The following is a 16,579-nucleotide window of genomic DNA, read 5'->3' as shown; positions in this document are numbered from 1 at the left end:
GGCGCTCAGCGGGGGTGCGTCGCCACCCACTGCCGTCGTACGGCGAGCAGGCCCAGGCACGCGGCGTACCCCAGCGCCAGGCCGATCGCGTGCCCGGACAGCCCCGAGACGGTGGCCTGCACGGCGCCGTCGTCGGCGCGGGCGACCGCCTCGGGACGGCTGATCGCGAGCAGCAGCACGACCCCGAACATGGCCAGCGGCGGGAAGACGCCGACCGGGAAGAAGTCGCTGGGCCGGACGGCGAGCGCGAGCCCGACGCTGAGGGTCACGAAGACCAGGTCGAAGAACAGCCCGAGCCGGCCGGACAGCAGCAGGTCCAGCACGGCGGCGGTGACCAGCAGCGCGGACGCGAGCCGCAGCACCGCCGGGGCGCGGCGGTTGCCGGCCTCCCAGAGGGTGGCGGGCCGGGCCTGCACGGTGCTCACACGTCCACGCTAGGTCGTCACCGGCCCGGTCCCGGGGATTTCAGCCCAGGCGGCGCCCGGTCGTGCTGTCGAAGACGTGGGCCCCGCCCGCCGGGACGGCGAGGTGCAGCAGGTCGTCGGGGGCCACCTGTCCCCGCGTGGGCACCCGGACGGCGACCGCCGCCTCGCGCCCGCCGAGGTCGGCCGTGCCGTGCGCGAAGCCCTCGGAGCCGAGCTCCTCGACGAGGTGCACCCGCATCGGGAGGCCCGCGCCGGGACCGACGAGCCGCCACGCCTCGGGGCGTACGCCGACGGTGACCTCGCGGGTCAGCGCGGCGGCGGTCGCGGCGTCCAGCGGCACCTCGTGGCCGCCGAGGTGGAGCCGGGAGCCGTCGACGCGACCGGGCAGCAGGTTCATCTGAGGGGAGCCGATGAAGCCGGCGACGAAGAGGTTGGCGGGCCGGTCGTAGAGGGCGAGCGGGCTGTCGACCTGCTGGATCTCGCCGCGGTCCATCACCGCGACCCGGTCGCCCATCGTCATCGCCTCGACCTGGTCGTGGGTGACGTAGACCGTGGTGACGCCGAGGCTGCGCTGGAGCCGGGCGATGTCGCTGCGGGTCTGCACCCGCATCTTGGCGTCGAGGTTCGACAGCGGCTCGTCCATGCAGAAGACCTGCGGCTCGCGCACGATCGCCCGGCCCATCGCCACCCGCTGCCGCTGGCCGCCGGACAGTGCCCGCGGCTTGCGGTCGAGCAGGTCGGTGAGACCGAGCAGGCCGGCGGCCTCCTCGACCCGGCGCTCGCGCTCCTCGCGCGCGGTGCCGGCGATCTTGAGCGCGAAGCCGAGGTTGTCGCGCACGCTCTTGTGCGGGTAGAGCGCATAGCTCTGGAAGACCATCGCGATGTCGCGGTCCTTGGGGGCGAGCCGGGTGACGTCGCGCTCGCCGATCAGGATCCGGCCGGCGTCGACCTCCTCCAGGCCCGCGAGCATGCGCAGCGTGGTCGTCTTGCCGCAGCCGGACGGCCCGACCAGCACGAGCAGCTCGCCGTCCTCGACGACGAGGTCGATGCCGGGGACGGCGGGGGACTCGGCGCCGTCGTACCACCGCTGGGCGGCCTCGAAGGTGATGCGGGCCATCGCTGCTCCTGCCGGGTCGTGGTCACCGAAGTGTGACCTGGGTCGCACGGAATGCTTGCACCTTATATGTAAGTATGGTGAACTAACAAACATGTCCTGGCGCAGTCCCACCTCGCAGGCCCCCCGTGACCGGATCAAGCTCCGGCGGGCCGACTCCCGCCGTCACCACCGCGCGATGCTCCTGCAGGAGCTCTTCGCCGACGGCCCGGCGAGCCGCGCCGACCTGGCCCGCAGCTCCGGCCTGACCCGGGTCACCGTCTCGGACCTGGTCGCCGAGCTGATCGGCGAGGGACTGCTGGAGGAGCTCGGCGCCCCGGTCGAGACCCGCGTCGGCAAGCCGCCCACGCTGGTCGGCCTCGTGCCCGACGCCAAGCACGTCGTCGCCATCGACCTCTCCGTCGACGACCAGGTCGTCGGCGCCGTGCTCACCCTCGCCGGCGAGGTCGTGCTGCGCGACGCCCGGCCCCTCGACGGACGTCGCGGCGCCGAGGCCGCCGCGCTCGTGGAGGAGCTCACCGCCGACCTCGCCGCGCGCAGCAGCCGGCCGCTGCTCGGCGTCGCCGTCGCGACCCCCGGCGTGGTCAGCCCCGAGGGCGTGGTGCTCGACGCGCCCAACCTGGGCTGGCACGACGTACCGCTCGCGGAGACGCTGGGTGCCACCCTGGACCTGCCGGTCTACGTCGCCAACGACGCCAACACCGCGGTGATGGGGGAGTACACCTTCGGCGGGGGTGGCGAGGGCGGGCTCCTGCTGCTCCGGCTCAGCACCGGCGTCGGCGCCGGGATGGTGCTCGGCGGCGCGGTGCTGCACGGCCACGGCGGTGCCGCCGGCGAGATCGGCCACGTCCAGGTCGATGCCGACGGCGAGACCTGCGGCTGCGGGCGGCCCGGCTGCCTGGAGACCTTCGTCGCCGTGCCGCGGCTGCGGCGGCGGGTCGCCGACGGCGACGCCGACACCGTGCTCCGCGACGCGGGCGACCGGCTGGGCCAGGCGCTCGCGCCGGTCGTCGCCACCCTCAACCTCGCCGAGGTCGTGCTGAGCGGACCGGCCGACCTCGTGGGCCCCCTGGCGTCGTACGCCGAGGCGGCCGTCCGGGACCGGGTCATGCCGGTCTCCTCCGCCGGCTTCGTCGTCCGGGTCTCGACCCTCGGCGACGACGGCGTCCTCGTCGGCGCGACCGGTGTCGTGCTCTCGGGCGAGCTGGGCGTCTCCTGACCCCCCGTTTCACCACCAAGAAAGATCGAAGGGAACTAGCTGTGCGAATCAAGAAGACCCTGGCGGTCGCGGCCACGACCGCGCTCCTGGCCGCAACCGCCGCGTGCGGCTCGGAGAACGACGGCGACAGCAAGGGCGACGGGCCGGCGAAGGCCGACCTCGTCGTCTGGCTCAACGGCACCGACACCCCGCAGCCGGCCCGGGACTGGCTGAAGAAGACCTTCGAGGAGCAGAACCCGGGCTCCACGCTCACCATCGAGCAGCAGGAGTGGGAGGGCCTCGTCGAGCGGCTCACCACCGCGCTGACCTCGGCGGACCAGACCCCCGACGTCGTCGAGGTCGGCAACACCCAGGCCCCGACCTTCACCACCGTCGGTGCGTTCAGCGACCTCAGCGACGACCTCGACGACCTCGGCGGCGACGACCTGCTGCCCGGCTTCGTCGACGGCGCGACGGTCGACGGCAAGACCTTCGCGGTGCCCTACTACGCCGGCTCGACGTACGTGTTCTACCGCAAGGACCTCTTCGAGCAGGCCGGCATCACCGCCGTGCCCACCTCGATGGAGGAGTTCGTCACGGCCGCCACGACCCTGAAGCAGAAGAGCGGCAAGGCCGACTTCTCCGGCTACTGGCTGCCGGGCAAGGACTGGCGCGACGGTGCTGCGCTGCTGTGGGACGCCGGTGGCGACTTCGCCGCGCCCGACGGCGACGGCTGGAAGGGCACGCTCTCGACCCCGGAGTCACTTGCCGGCCTCACCGCCTTCCAGGACCTGTACGACGCCGCGTCCGGCGCCCCCGCCGACGCCAACGAGTCCGACCCGGTCACCCCGTTCTGCGCCGGCAAGATCGGCATGATGTCCCGCCCGGGCTGGGTCTACGGCATGCTCACCGACCCCAAGAGCGGCTGCCCGAAGCTCGCCGAGAAGGTCGGCGTGTTCGCCCTGCCCGGCTCGGACGACGGTCCCGCTCCGGTGCTGCTGGGCGGCTCCGACATCGCCATCTCCGCGAAGTCGCCCAACCAGGCGCTCTCCCGCAAGGTGCTCGACCTGATGCTCAGCGAGGACTACCAGACCATCCTCGCCGAGGCCGGGCTGACGCCCGCCAAGGAGTCGCTGGCCACCAAGCTCGGTGACGACCAGTTCGCGAAGGCCACCGTGGAGGCGGCGTCGAACGCGAAGCTGACGCCGGCCGCGGCCGCGTGGGCGACGGTGGAGGGCAAGTTCGTCCTGGAGGACCTCTACAGCGAGATCGCCCAGGGTGGCGACGTGAAGAAGCTCGCCGCCGAGGCCGACGACAAGATCACCGCCGAGCTGAATTGACCGACAGGTCGACCTGACGACGACGCCCGGCCGGGGCACCGAGACCGGCCGGGCGTCGTACCGGAGAGGAGAAGACGTGGCACGCGGTTCCGCACGCCGCTCGTCGCTGCCGTTCGGCCTGGTGCTGCCGGCGATCGTGGCGCTCGGCCTGGCGCTCGGCTACCCGCTGGTGCGCCAGGTGGTGCTCTCGCTGCAGGAGTTCGGCCTGGCCCAGCAATTCGGCCAGGCGCCGGAGTGGATCGGTCTCGGCAACTACCGCGACCTGCTCGGCAACGGCGAGCTGTGGCCGGTCGTGGCGCGCACCGTCGCCTTCTGCCTCGTCAACGCCGGCCTCACCTTCGGCATCGGGCTCGGCCTGGCGCTGCTGATGACCCGGATGAGCAAGGTGGTCCGGATCCTCACCCAGTGCGGGCTCCTGCTGGCCTGGGCGATGCCGGTGGTCGCGGCGATGACCGTGTGGCAGTTCCTCTTCGACACCGAGTACGGCGTGGTCAACTGGCTCCTCACCGCGCTCGGTGGTGACTTCGAGGGCCACAGCTGGCTGATCGACCCGTGGTCCTTCTTCCTCGTGGCGACCCTCGTGGTGGTCTGGATGAGCGTGCCGTTCGTCGCCTTCACCCTGTACGCCGCGCTCACCCAGGTCCCCGAGGACGTCGTCGAGGCCGCGCAGATCGACGGCGCGAGCGCCCGGCAGCGGTTCGTCCACGTGGTGCTGCCGTCGATCCGCTCCGTGCTGCTGGTCGTCGTGCTGCTCCAGGTGATCTGGGACCTGCGGGTGTTCACCCAGATCTACACGCTGCAGAAGGCCGGCGGGATCAGCAAGGACACCAACCTGCTGGGCACCTACATCTACACGCTCGGCATCAAGGGCGGTGACTTCGGCATGGCCGCCGCGGCCGCGATGTTCATGCTCGTGCTGACGATCGTGCTGACCGCGCCGTACGTCCGGATGATGCTCAAGCAGGAGGAGGACTGAGGCGCATGGCTCGCAAGACATCCTTCCCGGCGCGGATCGGCGCCGACGTGGTCGGCGTGCTCGTCTTCCTCGCCTGCGTCTTCCCGGTCTACTGGATGGTCAGCCGCTCGTTCCTGCCGCGCAACCGGATCAAGGGCGAGCACCCCGAGGTGGTGCCGACCCACGGGACCCTCGACAACTACCGCCGCGTCTTCGCCGACGGCTCCTTCACCGACGCGCTCGTCACCAGCCTGACGGTCACCCTGCTCACGGTCACCGTGGCGCTGCTGTTCGCCTTCCTGGCGGCCGTGGCGGTGAGCCGGTTCCGGTTCCGCGGGCGTCGTACCTTCATCCTGGCGCTGCTCGTGATCCAGATGATCCCGGCGGAGGCGCTGTTCATCAGCCAGTACAAGATGCTCGACGGGATGAGCCTGCTCAACTCCGTCGTCGGCCTCACCCTCGTCTACGTCGCCAGCGTGCTGCCGTTCACCGTGTGGACGCTGCGCGGGTTCGTCGCCGGGGTGCCGAGGGAGCTGGAGGAGGCCGCGATGATGGACGGCTGCTCGCGCACCCAGGCGTTCTTCAAGGTGACCCTGCCGCTGCTGGCGCCGGGGCTGGTGGCGACCGGGGTGTTCGGCTTCATCCAGGCGTGGAACGAGTTCACCCTCGCGGTCGTGGTGATGACCGACCCGTCGAAGGAGACCCTGCCGGTCTGGCTGGTGGCCTTCACCGACTCCCGCAGCCGCGGTGTCGACTGGGGCGCGATCATGGCGTCCTCGACCCTGATCACCATCCCGGTGATCCTGTTCTTCCTCGTCGTCCAGCGCCGGATGGTCTCCGGCATCACCGCGGGCGCGGTGAAGGGATGAGCGGGCTGATCGCGGAGCTGGCGCTGCGGGTGCAGCTGGGCTCGTTCGCCGGTACGACGCTGCCGGCCGACTGGGCGGCGCTGCTCGACGAGGGCCTCGGCGGGATCTGCCTGTTCGGGTCGAACCTGCCGGGCGACCCGGCCGCGGTGCGGGCCCTGGTGGGCGAGATCCGCGCGCGGCGGCCCGCGGCGCTGGTGGCCACCGACGAGGAGGGCGGGGACGTGACCCGCCTGCACCGCGACGACGCGAGCCCGGTGCCGGGGCCTGCGGTGCTGGGCGCCTACGACGACCTCGACCTCACCACGGCCGTGGGGCGCGCGGTCGGTGCCGAGCTGGCGTCGTACGGCATCGACCTGGACCTCGGCCCGGTCGCCGACGTCAACAGCAACCCGGCCAACCCGGTGATCGGCACGCGCAGCTTCGGCGCCGCGCCGGACCTGGTGGCCCGCCACGTGGCGGCCTGGGTCGCCGGGCTCCAGGAGGCGGGCGTGGCGGCCTGCGTGAAGCACTTCCCGGGCCACGGCGACACCGCCCAGGACAGCCACCTGACGCTGCCCGTGCTCGACGCGGACCTCGCCACCCTGCGGGCGCGCGAGCTGGTGCCGTTCGCGGCGGCCGTCGAGGCCGGGGCCGCGGCGGTGATGACCTCGCACCTGATGGTGCCGGCCCTCGACACCGAGCGCCCGGCGACGCTGAGCGCCCCGGTGCTCGGGTTGCTCCGCACCGACCTCGCCTACGACGGCGTCGTCGTCAGCGACGCGCTCGACATGGCCGGTGCGTCCGGCGCGCGCTCGATCCCCGAGGCCGCGGTCGAGGCGCTCGTCGCGGGCGTCGACCTGCTCTGCACCGGGCCGGACAAGGACGCCGCGCTGGTGCGCGCGATCCAGGGCGCGATCCTCCAGGCCGTCCGCGAGGAGCGACTGCCGCTGGCGCGCCTGGTCGACGCCGCGGACCGGGTCGCGGACCTGCGCCGACCGCCGGCGGTCGACCCGCACGTCACGCCCGACGAGGAGCGCTACGTCGCCGCGGCCCGTGCGGCCGTCGTCCGTGAGTGCGCACTGCCGGACCTGCGCGGTGCGCGGGTGGTGAGCGTGGCGACCGAGGCGAACATCGCGGTCGGGGTGGGGCGGTGGGGGATCGACCCGGACGTCACAGTGCACGAGGGCGAGGCGCTGCCCGACGGGCCGCTCGTCGTCCAGGTGCGTGACGGGCACCGTCGTCCCGGCGTCGCGGCGATGCTCGCGGCGGCGTCCGGTCCCGTGGTCGTCGTCGAGTGGGGCTGGCCCGGCCCGCGGACCGGGTGGGAGGGCACACCGCACGCGCGGCTGTGCACCCGCGGCAACGGGCGACCGTCCATCGCCGCGGTGGAGGAGATCTTGCGAGAGGCGGGTTGGCAGCGGTGAGCGGGTTGCTCGTGGGGCTGGACATCGGCGCCACCAAGATCCTCGGCGTGGTCGCGCGACCGGACGGCGAGGTGCTCGCGCAGGTGCGCACGGGCAGCCCGGCCGGTGGCGCCGAGGTGGTCGCCACGGCGGCCGCCGTCGTCGCCCGGCTGCGCGCGGACTCCGGGCACGACCTCGACGGCGTCGTCGGCGTCGGCATCCCCGGCCTGGTCGACACCGACCACGGCACGGTGCGCCACGCCGTGAACCTCGGGGTCGACGACGGCTTCCCGTTCAGCGAGCGGCTCGGTACGGCGACCGGGTTGCGTGTCGTGCTCGACAACGACGCGAACGCGGCGGCCCTCGGCGCGGCCACCCTCCTCGGCGAGGACGACGTGGCCTACCTCAGCATCGGCACCGGGCTGGCCGTGGCCACGATCCTCGGCGGCGTGCTGCGCCGCGGTGCCCGCAACGCCGCCGGCGAGATCGGCCACATCCCGGTCGACCCGGCAGGCCTGGCCTGCGAGTGCGGCCAGGTGGGCTGCCTGGAGACGGTCGCGTCCGGCTCGGCGCTGGCGGCGCTGTGGCCCTCCGCCGGCGCACCACCCGCGCAGGCACTGTTCGACGCGGCCGCGTCCGGGGACGCGGAGGCCGCCCGGGTGCGGGACGCGTTCGCGGCGCACCTCGCCGACGCGGTCCGGCTCGTCGCGCTGACCGTCGACCCCGAGGTCGTCGTGCTCGGCGGCGGTGTCGCGAACGTCGGCGAGCGGCTGCGGGTCGCCGTCGCGCACGCGCTCGCGGAGCAGGCCACCGGGTCGCCGTTCCTGGCGTCCCTGGACCTGGCCGGCCGGGTCCGGCTGGTGCCCCGCGACGTACCGGTCGCCGCGCTCGGTGCCGCACTGCTGGGGAGGCGTGATGGCTGACCTGCTGGTCACCGGCGGCTCGTGCGAGGTCGCGATCGTGGACGGCCGGATCGCCGCGGCTCCCGGGGCCGGCGACCGCTTCGACGCCACCGGTCTGCACGTCCTGCCCGGCTTCCTCGACCTCCAGGTCAACGGCGCCGCCGGCATCGACCTGACCCGGGAGCCGGAGCGGCTCTGGGAGGTCGCCGCCGTGCTGCCGCGGTTCGGGGTGACGGCCTTCCTGCCGACGGTCATCACCTCCGCGCCCGCCCAGCGCGAGCGGGCGCTGGCGACCCTTGCCGCCGGTCCCCCCGAGGGCTGGACCGGTGCGGTGCCGATCGGTCTCCACCTCGAGGGGCCGCTCATCGCGCCCGCCCGCAAGGGCGCCCACCCGGAGTCCTGGCTGCGCCCGCCCGTGCCGGAGATCGCCGACGGCTGGTCGCGGGACGCCGGCGTCGCGATGGTCACCCTCGCGCCCGAGCTGCCCGGTGCGCTCGACCTCGTGGACACCCTCGTCGCCCGCGGCGTGGTCGTGGCGGTCGGGCACACCGAGGCCACCGCCGTGCAGGTGCGGACCGCCGCCGACCGGGGCGCCCGTGCGCTCACCCACCTCGGCAACGCGATGCCGCCGCTGGGCGGCCGGTCGCCCGGCCCGGTCGGTGCCGCGCTCGCGGACGGCCGTCTCGTCGCCGGTGTCATCGCCGACGGCCACCACCTCGACGACACCACCCTCGCGGCGTACGCCGCCGCGCTCGGTGACCGCCTGCTGCTCGTCACCGACACCACGGCGGCGCTCGGGATGCCCGACGGCCCCGCTCGGCTGGGCGAGCAGGAGGTCGAGGTCCGCGACGGCACGGTCCGCCTCGCCGACGGCACGCTCGCCGGCTCCGCCGCCGACCTCGCCCAGTGCCTGCGGGTCCTGCGCCGCGCGACCGGCCGGTCCCTGGCCGACGCCGTGGCCGCCTGCACGAGCGTCCCCGCCGCCCTGCTGGGCGACCCCGACCGCGGCCGCCTCAGCCCGGGCAGCCGTGGTGACCTCACCCTCGTCGACGACGACCTGCGGGTCGTCGCCACCGTCGTCGGCGGCCGGCTGCTGCACGGAGGAACGTGATGGAGATCGTCCCGCTGGAGTCCGCCGAGCAGGTCGCCGTGCTTGCGGCCGACGTGATCGAGACGGTGGTCCGCCGCCGCCCCGGCGCCGTGCTCGGGCTCGCGACCGGCTCGACGCCGCTGCCCACCTACCGGGAGCTGGTACGCCGCCACGAGGCCGGCCTCGCCCCGTCGTACGACGGCGTGCGGTGCTTCACCCTCGACGAGTACGTCGGTCTCCCGGCCGGGCACCCGGAGAGCTATCGCGCGACCATCGCCCGCGAGCTGACGGACGCGCTCGGCATCGGCGCGGACCGGGTGCACGGCCCGGACCCCACGCCGGACGGGTTGCCGATGGCGGGGGAGCGCTACGAGGCCGCGCTGGAGGCGGCGGGCGGCGTCGACGTGCAGGTCCTCGGCATCGGTGGCGACGCGCACCTGGCGTTCAACGAGCCCGGCTCCTCGCTCGGCTCACGGACCCGGATGAAGACGCTCACCGAGCAGACCCGGCGCGACAACGCCCGGTTCTTCGACTCGGTCGACGACGTGCCGCGCCACGTGCTGACCCAGGGCCTCGGCACGATCCTGCGCGCACGGCACCTGCTGCTGCTCGCGACCGGGCCGGGCAAGGCAGCCGCGCTCGCCGCCGCCGTCGAGGGGCCGCTCACCGCGTCCTGCCCGGCGTCCGTGCTGCAGCTGCACCCGCACGTCACGGTGCTCGCCGACGCCTCCGCCGCGGGGGCGCTGGCGCGCCGGGCACACTACCGCGAGGTCTACGACGCGAAGCCGGAGTGGCAGGGCCTCTGAGCCGTCACGCTCACGCCGGCGCGAACCGGCTGCCCTGCCGCAGCCGTGCCAACAGCTCGTCGGGCCGCATCGGGCGGCAGATCACCCATCCCTGGATCCACTCGATGCCGAGCTCCTCGACGAAGTCCCACTGCTGCTCGTCCTCGATGCCCTCGGCGACCATCGGGAAGCCGAGGTCGCGCAGCAGGTACGACACGTGCGCCAGCAGCCGTCGTTCCGCCGGCCGGTCGCCGACCACCAGGCTGCGGTCGAGCTTCACCAGGTCCCAGGACCAGTGGTTGAGCAGGGCGTACGTCGAGTAGCCCGCCCCGAAGTCGTCGATCGCCAGCGAGATGCCGGCCTCGCGCAGCCAACGCGCGATCTCGTCGATCTCGTCGGTCCAGGCGTCGAAGGCGCGCTCGGAGACCTCCAGCGCGAGCGAGACGTGGTGCTCGGCGACGAGGTCGACGAGGGTCTGCAGCAGCGGGCTGTCGCGGCGCAGCTGGCTGAACTCGACGTTGACCGTCAGCAGGTGCTGGCGGCCGAGCAGGGCGTCGATGCGTCGTACGGCGTCGATGGCCTGGCGTGCGACGGTCTCGGTCATCTCGTCGAGCAGGTCGGCTCGCTCGGCGGAGTCGACGACCACCAGCGGGGAGAGCCGGCCGAAGACCTCGTCCTCGCTGCGCAGCAGCGCCTCGACGCCCTCGAGCTCGCCGGTGCCGGTCGCCACGAGCGGGTGCAGCACGACCTCGAACCCACGCTCGTCGAGCAGCCGCTGGATCACCTCGGCCTGCTGCTCGGTCTTCGGGCGCCGGCGCCCGCTCTTGGCCTGCCGCATCCGGGCCTCGGCGCGGCGGATGACCGAGTCGATGCTCTCCAACCGGCTGTGCGAGGTGGCCACGCCGAGCGAGGCGGTGACCTGGAGGATCTGGTCACCGACCGCCATCGGCTCCTCGACGATCGCGTGCAGGCTGCGCTCCAGGCGTCGTGCCGCCTCGTCGTCGGGGAGGCTCGCCAGCACGACGAACTCGTCGCTGCCGAAGCGACACGTCTCCACCCCCGCCGGCATCCGGGTGCGCAGCCGCTCGCCGAGCTCGCGCAGCACCAGGTCGGAGTCCAGGTGGCCGATCCGCGCGGTGAGGCCGGTGAACCCGTCGAGGTCGAGGAACACGACCACCATCCGCTGCTTCTCGCTGCGGTCCAGCCCGCGCGGCTCGACCTTGAGCCGGAACTGGGCGTAGGTCTGCAACCCGGTCAGGTCGTCGGTCGTCGCCTGGCGCAGCAGCTGGGACTGCTGCACGGCCTGGGTGCGCGCGGTGCTCGCCAGGCCGGCCAACGAGCGCAGCAGCCGCGCCTCGCTGCGGTTGAACGGGAGGTCGCCGCGGGTGCGCTCCACGACGAGGTGTGTGCCGCCCTCCAGCGGGACGCTGAGCACGCCGGGCCCGGTGGCCGGCTCGGCGAGGATGCGGACGTCGCGGGCCCGCACCGCCGCCCGCACGAAGCGCACCAGCAGCGCGTCGATCTGCGGACCCGGCCAGGGCATCGCCTGGCCCGCCGCGGACAGTGCCTCGACCCCGCGCACGTTGGCCTGCAGCCGCGCCATCAGGATCTGCGCCGTGACGAAGGCCGCCAGGCAGCCCGCGCCCAGCAGCCCGGTCACCACCTCGGGGGTGTCGTTGTAGGCCGTGCGCAGCATCACCACGACGACGCAGGCCAGGAAGAGCCCGCCTACCACGAGCAGCACGTCCGATCGTCGTACGCCGTCGAGGAGCCGGGCCGGCGCGCCGCCCGAGCGCAGCAGCTCCAGCACGACCACGGTCACCGAGAAGGTCACGGTCGCGACGAGCACCCGGTCCAGCGGCCACAGCCCCACGTCCACCCGGTGCGCGACGGCGACCATCACCGCACCCGCCAGCACCTCGACACTGCCGCGCCCGACGCCGCGCCGGGCGCCGAAGAAGGCGACGTGGCTGGCCAGCACCACGATCGCCCAGCAGGGCAGGAAGAGCTGGGGCTCACGCAGGTCGTAGGCGAACAGGATCGCCGGTGCCGTGCTCGCCCGGAGCGTCCCCGACGCCGACTCCACCACCATCCCGAACCGGATGAGCACCGGCACGCACACCAGCGCCACCAGGCTGAAGGGGTTCCACTGCGGCGCCTCGAGGTCGTGCACCCACAGGCTGCCGACGACGACCGCGAGCGCCCCCGCCAGGAGCGCGAGGTCGAGCCCGAGCAGGTGCTCGGCCCGGTGCGCGCGGCGGCTCACCACCACCCCGCGTCGAGGGCCTGTCGCGTACGGCACGTCCGCGCACTACCCCTGCGTGCGTCCGAGCAGACGCAGGTCCCGACGGCCATCGGCCCAGGCTATCGGCCCGGGGCGTCGTACCGCGCGGCTTTGAGGGCCTGGCGGAGGTAGGTGGCGCGCCAGGCGGCCATGACCAGCGACAGGCAGCTGCCGGCGACCAGGAAGGCCCGGTTGCCGGCGTCGTCCTCCGCGGGCAGCAGGGCCGCGAAGATCGCGGCGAGGACGACGAAGAAGGCGACGCCGGCGGCGGCCTGCCCCGCGGTGGGGGTGCTCGCGCTCATCGGGGCGCGTCCGTCAGGTCGACGACGACCGGCGCGTGGTCGGACGCGCCCTGGCCGGCACGCTCGTCACGGTCGATGAACGCACCGGTGACCCGCTCGGCGAGGCCCGCCGAGCCGAGCACGAAGTCGATCTTCAGCCCGCGGTCGCGCTCGAAGCGCTGCCGGTAGTAGTCCCAGTAGGTGTAGCCCGGCGCGTGCGCCCGGGTCACCTCTGCCCAGCCGTCGTCGAGGAAGCGCTGGAAGGCGGCCCGCTCGGGTGGCGTGACGTGGGTGGAGCTCTTGAACTGCGCCACGTCGAAGACGTCGTCGTCGGTGGGGCAGATGTTCCAGTCGCCGACGAGCGCGGTCGGGGTGTCCAGCCACTGCGCCGAGGCCTCCCTCAGCCGGGAGAGCCAGTCGAGCTTGTAGACGTAGTGCGGGTCGTCGGGCTTGCGGCCGTTGGGCACGTAGAGGCTCCAGATCCGGATCCCGCCGCAGGTGGCGCCCAGTGCCCGCGCCTCCACCACGCCGGGATCGCCCCAGCCCGGCTGCCCGGGGAAGCCGACGCTCACGTCCTCCAGCCCGACCCGGCTGATGAGCGCCACGCCGTTCCACTGGTCGAGGCCGTGGGCCGCGACGTCGTACCCGCGCGCCTGCAGGCCCATCAACGGCAGCTGGTCCTCACGGGCCTTGGTCTCCTGCACCGCGAGCACGTCGACGTCGTGGCGTTCGAGGAAGGCCTCGACGCGGTCGATCCGTGAGCGCAGCGAGTTCACGTTCCAGGTGGCGATCCGCACCCGAAGAGGCTAGAGGGCCTGCCTTCCTCATGTTCATGCAGCCTCCAGAGGTGCGGATTTGTGAGCCGCAAGATCTCTTGTCGACCACCTTCTGGTGCCACTTCGATATGACGAACCCGGTCTCCGATGAAAGGTTCTTGAATGTTGTCCTCCAAGACCAGCAGGATCTCTGTGGGCGTCGCGTGCCTGGTGGCGGCGATCGCCGGCGCCAGCGCCTCGGCTGTGGCGGCCGAGAGCGACACCGCGGTCCCGTCGTACCAGGAGTTCAAGGCGTCGACCTACCAGGACGTCGACGGCGCCTACGTCGTCAACGGCGACGAGATCGTCTCCGGCAACAAGCAGCTCAAGGAGTTCTACGACAAGGTCGTGGCCCCCCAGTCGATGCACGACGGCCTCATCGTCAACACCGTCGGCGGCGTCGACGACAAGTGGAGCGCCTCGCAGGTCGCCAACCTGACCTACTGCGTCAGCACCAAGTTCGGCACCCGGCACGACGACATCGTGGCCGCGATGGCGACCGGTGGCGGGCTCTGGGAGGCCGCGTCGTCGAAGGTCAACTTCGTCTACGTCCCCGCTCAGGACGGCAAGTGCACCACCCGCAACAAGAACGTGCTCTTCTCCGTCGAGCCGGTGCAGACCACGCAGTACATCGCGCGGGCGTTCTTCCCCAGCAGCCCGAAGAGCCAGCGCAACGTCCTCGTCGACGACTCGATCTGGTCCTCGGGCAGCTGGACGCCCGGTGACGTGCTGGGCCACGAGCTCGGCCACACGCTCGGCTTCCGCCATGAGCACACCCGCCCGGAGTCGGGCACCTGCTTCGAGGACAACAACTGGCGCCCGCTCACGCCGTACGACTCCTCCTCGATCATGCACTACCCGCAGTGCAACGGCGGCTCGGCCAACCTGAAGTTCCAGGCCTCCGACGCCGAGGGAGTGCGCGCGCTCTACGGTTCGTGACGATCCCGGCGGGGTAGTCGTCCCCTGTGGCGCCCTCCCACCCCGTCGCCAGCGCGCTGGCGACCACGCTCCTCGTCGTGGTCGTCAGCGCGCAGCTCTTCCTGCTCGCCGCCGTGCTGGGCGCGGTGCTCGGACCCGAGTCGCGCGACCCGCACGGCTACACGGCCATCTTCGGCGTCGTCCTGATCGTGGTGCTCAGCCCGGCGACGCTCCTCCTGCTCGCCGTACGACGCTGGGCGCGGGCCCGGCGCTGATTCGGGCCGCCCGTCGTACGGACCTAGACTCAGCGCCCGTGGCACTCACCATCGGCATCGTCGGTCTCCCCAACGCGGGCAAGTCGACGCTCTTCAACGCGCTCACCAAGAACGACGTCCTCGCGGCGAACTACCCGTTCGCCACCATCGAGCCGAACGTCGGCGTGGTCGGCGTGCCCGACCCGCGGCTCGCGCAGCTCGCCGAGATCTTCTCCTCCGAGCGGCAGCTGCCCGCGACCGTCGAGTTCGTCGACATCGCCGGCATCGTCCGCGGCGCCTCCCAGGGTGAGGGCCTCGGCAACAAGTTCCTCGCGCACATCCGCGAGTCCGCCGCGATCTGCCAGGTGACGCGCGTCTTCCGCGACGAGGACGTCACCCACGTCGACGGTGAGGTCAACCCCGGCAACGACATCTCGACCATCCAGACCGAGCTGATCCTCGCCGACCTGGAGACCGTCGAGAAGGCCGCCGTACGGCTGGAGAAGGAGGCGCGCAAGAACAAGGAGCTCGCCGCCAACCTCGACGCCGCCAAGGAGGCCAAGGAGGCGCTCGAGGCCGGTACGCCGATCATCGCCACCTCGATCGACCGCTCCCTCCTGCGCGAGCTCTCCCTGCTGACCGCCAAGCCGTTCATCTACGTCTTCAACTGCGACGCCGACGAGCTCCACGACGACGAGCTCAAGGCCAAGATGAGCGAGCTCGTCGCGCCCGCCGAGGCGATCTTCCTCGACGCCAAGTTCGAGTCCGAGCTGATCGAGCTCGACGACGACGAGGCCGCCGAGTTCCTCGCCGAGGCCGGCGTCACCGAGCCCGGCCTGGAGGTGCTGGCCCGGGTCGGCTTCGCCACCCTCGGCCTGCAGACCTACCTCACCGCCGGCCCCAAGGAGTCGCGCGCCTGGACCATCCCGCAGGGCGCCACCGCCCCGCAGGCCGCCGGCGTCATCCACACCGACTTCGAGAAGGGCTTCATCAAGGCCGAGATCGTCTCCTTCGACGACCTCCTCGCCGCCGGCTCGATGGCGAAGGCCAAGGAGGCCGGGAAGGTGCGGATGGAGGGCAAGGACTACGTCATGGCCGACGGTGACGTGGTGGAGTTCCGCTTCAACGTCTGAGACCGGCCGCCGCGCGAGTCGACCTCAACCCGGAGCAATCGGTCAGTCGCTCTGGTGTGATGGTGTCGTGCGCTCTCTCTTTGTCTTTCCGGCTCTGGATCACAGCGAGGCGTTGCGGCGGCTAGCGGTCTCCAACGTGAGCACGGATCGCCCCATCGGCGTCAACGAGCCTCATCAGCGGGTTCTGGTCTGGGCCGAACTGATCGAGCACCTTCATGCGGCCGACTTCACGTCCGAGGACATCGACGAGCTGGAGCTCGTTGCGGGCTGCCGTCCGGAGTGGGGCATCGAGATCGCCATCTCAGGGCACTTCGAGGACGAGCGGCAGCGTGACTTGCGAACGCTCACGACTTGGCTTCTCTCGGAGGGCGGGTGCGCGACGTCCATCGAGCTGGATGAGTTCAAGACCGCGGAACAATGGGGCGCGCAGTGGGCTGGCTGACCCCTTGCCCATGGCCCTTCGGGACGGAGCCCGGTGCGGTTCCGCTTCAACGTCAGAGGAGCGAACGTTGACCGAGCTCGGTGCGGGGGCGTCCGGAGCCCTGCGAAGGTTTGCGGGTTGGGTCGCCCGTGGCTCGCTCGGGTATCCCCTTCTTGAGGGCATTGACTACTGGGACGACCTCCGGGAGTCGCCGTCCCAGATGGAGACGCTCTTCGCGATCTTCGCCAACAACCTGCGTCTGGACGACTCGGGAGAACCGACGAACGAGAAGTACGCCGAACGGCGGGCGGCGCTCTGGTTGCACGAGTACTGCACTGGCTCTCCGGTCGCGGGCGAGCCCCCGTTGGAGCCCTGGGAGATCGAGCTCTACTGATGGACCTCCGAAACGGCCA

General features: G+C 72.5%; 18 protein-coding genes. 13 read left to right on the top strand and 5 right to left on the bottom strand.

Going from position 1 to position 16,579, the window contains the following annotated elements; translation table 11 throughout:
* Positions 1-5: 5 nt before the first annotated feature.
* Together MRBLML1_RS09475 and MRBLML1_RS09470 are read right to left on the bottom strand one after the other, a co-directional pair.
* Entirely contained in the window at positions 6-425 is a 420-nt protein-coding gene (locus tag MRBLML1_RS09475) for a DUF6542 domain-containing protein (protein ID WP_364514765.1), read from the bottom strand.
* Positions 426-465: 40 nt separating this feature from the next.
* Positions 466-1,542, bottom strand: a complete 1,077-nt coding sequence (locus tag MRBLML1_RS09470) for an ABC transporter ATP-binding protein (protein ID WP_364514763.1) — start codon at positions 1,540-1,542, stop codon at positions 466-468.
* Between the two features lie 91 nt (positions 1,543-1,633).
* Here MRBLML1_RS09470 and MRBLML1_RS09465 point away from each other — a divergent pair, with 91 nt between their 5' ends.
* From MRBLML1_RS09465 to MRBLML1_RS09430, 8 genes are all read left to right on the top strand, one after another.
* Positions 1,634-2,758: an ROK family transcriptional regulator gene (locus MRBLML1_RS09465; RefSeq protein ID WP_364514760.1), complete on the top strand. Its 1,125-nt coding sequence runs from the start codon at positions 1,634-1,636 to the stop codon at positions 2,756-2,758.
* A 41-nt stretch (positions 2,759-2,799) separates the two neighbouring features.
* On the top strand, positions 2,800-4,077 hold the full coding sequence (locus MRBLML1_RS09460) for an extracellular solute-binding protein (protein WP_364514757.1): 1,278 nt from the start codon (positions 2,800-2,802) through the stop codon (positions 4,075-4,077).
* A gap of 76 nt (positions 4,078-4,153) precedes the next feature.
* Complete coding sequence (locus MRBLML1_RS09455; protein WP_364514754.1) at positions 4,154-5,053, top strand: carbohydrate ABC transporter permease; 900 nt, start codon at positions 4,154-4,156, stop codon at positions 5,051-5,053.
* 5 nt (positions 5,054-5,058) lie between these two features.
* Positions 5,059-5,901, top strand: a complete 843-nt coding sequence (locus MRBLML1_RS09450; RefSeq protein WP_364514751.1) for a carbohydrate ABC transporter permease — start codon at positions 5,059-5,061, stop codon at positions 5,899-5,901.
* Positions 5,898-7,304, top strand: coding sequence for a glycoside hydrolase family 3 protein (locus MRBLML1_RS09445; RefSeq protein ID WP_364514748.1), 1,407 nt, complete (start codon positions 5,898-5,900; stop codon positions 7,302-7,304). The genes MRBLML1_RS09450 and MRBLML1_RS09445 overlap by 4 nt, the downstream gene beginning before the upstream one ends.
* The gene (locus MRBLML1_RS09440) at positions 7,301-8,206 is read left to right on the top strand and encodes an ROK family protein (protein WP_364514745.1); all 906 of its coding nucleotides are present in this window, start codon (positions 7,301-7,303) and stop codon (positions 8,204-8,206) included. Before MRBLML1_RS09445 ends, MRBLML1_RS09440 begins: the two co-directional genes overlap by 4 nt.
* Positions 8,199-9,296 (top strand): N-acetylglucosamine-6-phosphate deacetylase, encoded by a 1,098-nt coding sequence (gene nagA, locus MRBLML1_RS09435; protein ID WP_364514742.1) that lies wholly within the window; start codon positions 8,199-8,201, stop codon positions 9,294-9,296. The genes MRBLML1_RS09440 and nagA overlap by 8 nt, the downstream gene beginning before the upstream one ends.
* Positions 9,296-10,081 carry a glucosamine-6-phosphate deaminase gene (locus MRBLML1_RS09430; RefSeq protein WP_364514740.1) on the top strand — a complete coding sequence of 262 codons (786 nt, stop codon included), beginning with the start codon at positions 9,296-9,298 and terminating at the stop codon, positions 10,079-10,081. The genes nagA and MRBLML1_RS09430 overlap by 1 nt, the downstream gene beginning before the upstream one ends.
* Before the next feature lie 10 nt (positions 10,082-10,091).
* Here the strand turns inward: MRBLML1_RS09430 and MRBLML1_RS09425 are convergent, their stop codons facing one another.
* The 3 genes from MRBLML1_RS09425 to MRBLML1_RS09415 form a co-directional block, all read right to left on the bottom strand.
* A complete protein-coding gene (locus MRBLML1_RS09425; RefSeq protein WP_364514737.1) occupies positions 10,092-12,326 on the bottom strand; it encodes a bifunctional diguanylate cyclase/phosphodiesterase in 2,235 nt (744 codons plus the stop codon).
* Between the two features lie 98 nt (positions 12,327-12,424).
* Positions 12,425-12,646: a hypothetical protein gene (locus MRBLML1_RS09420; protein WP_364514734.1), complete on the bottom strand. Its 222-nt coding sequence runs from the start codon at positions 12,644-12,646 to the stop codon at positions 12,425-12,427.
* Positions 12,643-13,422: an exodeoxyribonuclease III gene (locus tag MRBLML1_RS09415; RefSeq protein WP_364514731.1), complete on the bottom strand. Its 780-nt coding sequence runs from the start codon at positions 13,420-13,422 to the stop codon at positions 12,643-12,645. The genes MRBLML1_RS09420 and MRBLML1_RS09415 overlap by 4 nt, the downstream gene beginning before the upstream one ends.
* Positions 13,423-13,563: 141 nt before the next feature.
* Between MRBLML1_RS09415 and MRBLML1_RS09410 the strand changes: the two genes are divergently transcribed.
* The 5 genes from MRBLML1_RS09410 (at position 13,564) to MRBLML1_RS09390 (ending at position 16,560) form a co-directional block, all read left to right on the top strand.
* A complete protein-coding gene (locus MRBLML1_RS09410; RefSeq protein ID WP_364514728.1) occupies positions 13,564-14,379 on the top strand; it encodes a M57 family metalloprotease in 816 nt (271 codons plus the stop codon).
* 26 nt (positions 14,380-14,405) lie between these two features.
* Entirely contained in the window at positions 14,406-14,633 is a 228-nt protein-coding gene (locus MRBLML1_RS09405) for a hypothetical protein (RefSeq protein ID WP_364514725.1), read from the top strand.
* 38 nt (positions 14,634-14,671) lie between these two features.
* Complete coding sequence (gene ychF, locus MRBLML1_RS09400; RefSeq protein WP_364514722.1) at positions 14,672-15,745, top strand: redox-regulated ATPase YchF; 1,074 nt, start codon at positions 14,672-14,674, stop codon at positions 15,743-15,745.
* Between the two features lie 136 nt (positions 15,746-15,881).
* Positions 15,882-16,187 carry a hypothetical protein gene (locus MRBLML1_RS09395; RefSeq protein WP_364514719.1) on the top strand — a complete coding sequence of 102 codons (306 nt, stop codon included), beginning with the start codon at positions 15,882-15,884 and terminating at the stop codon, positions 16,185-16,187.
* 67 nt (positions 16,188-16,254) lie between these two features.
* The gene (locus MRBLML1_RS09390; RefSeq protein WP_364514716.1) at positions 16,255-16,560 is read left to right on the top strand and encodes a DUF7677 family protein; all 306 of its coding nucleotides are present in this window, start codon (positions 16,255-16,257) and stop codon (positions 16,558-16,560) included.
* The last annotated feature ends 19 nt before the right edge of the window (positions 16,561-16,579 follow it).

The organism is Nocardioides sp. LML1-1-1.1 (assembly GCF_040676175.1).
Taxonomy (GTDB): domain Bacteria; phylum Actinomycetota; class Actinomycetes; order Propionibacteriales; family Nocardioidaceae; genus Nocardioides.
This window is presented reverse-complemented; position numbering and strand designations above follow the sequence as displayed.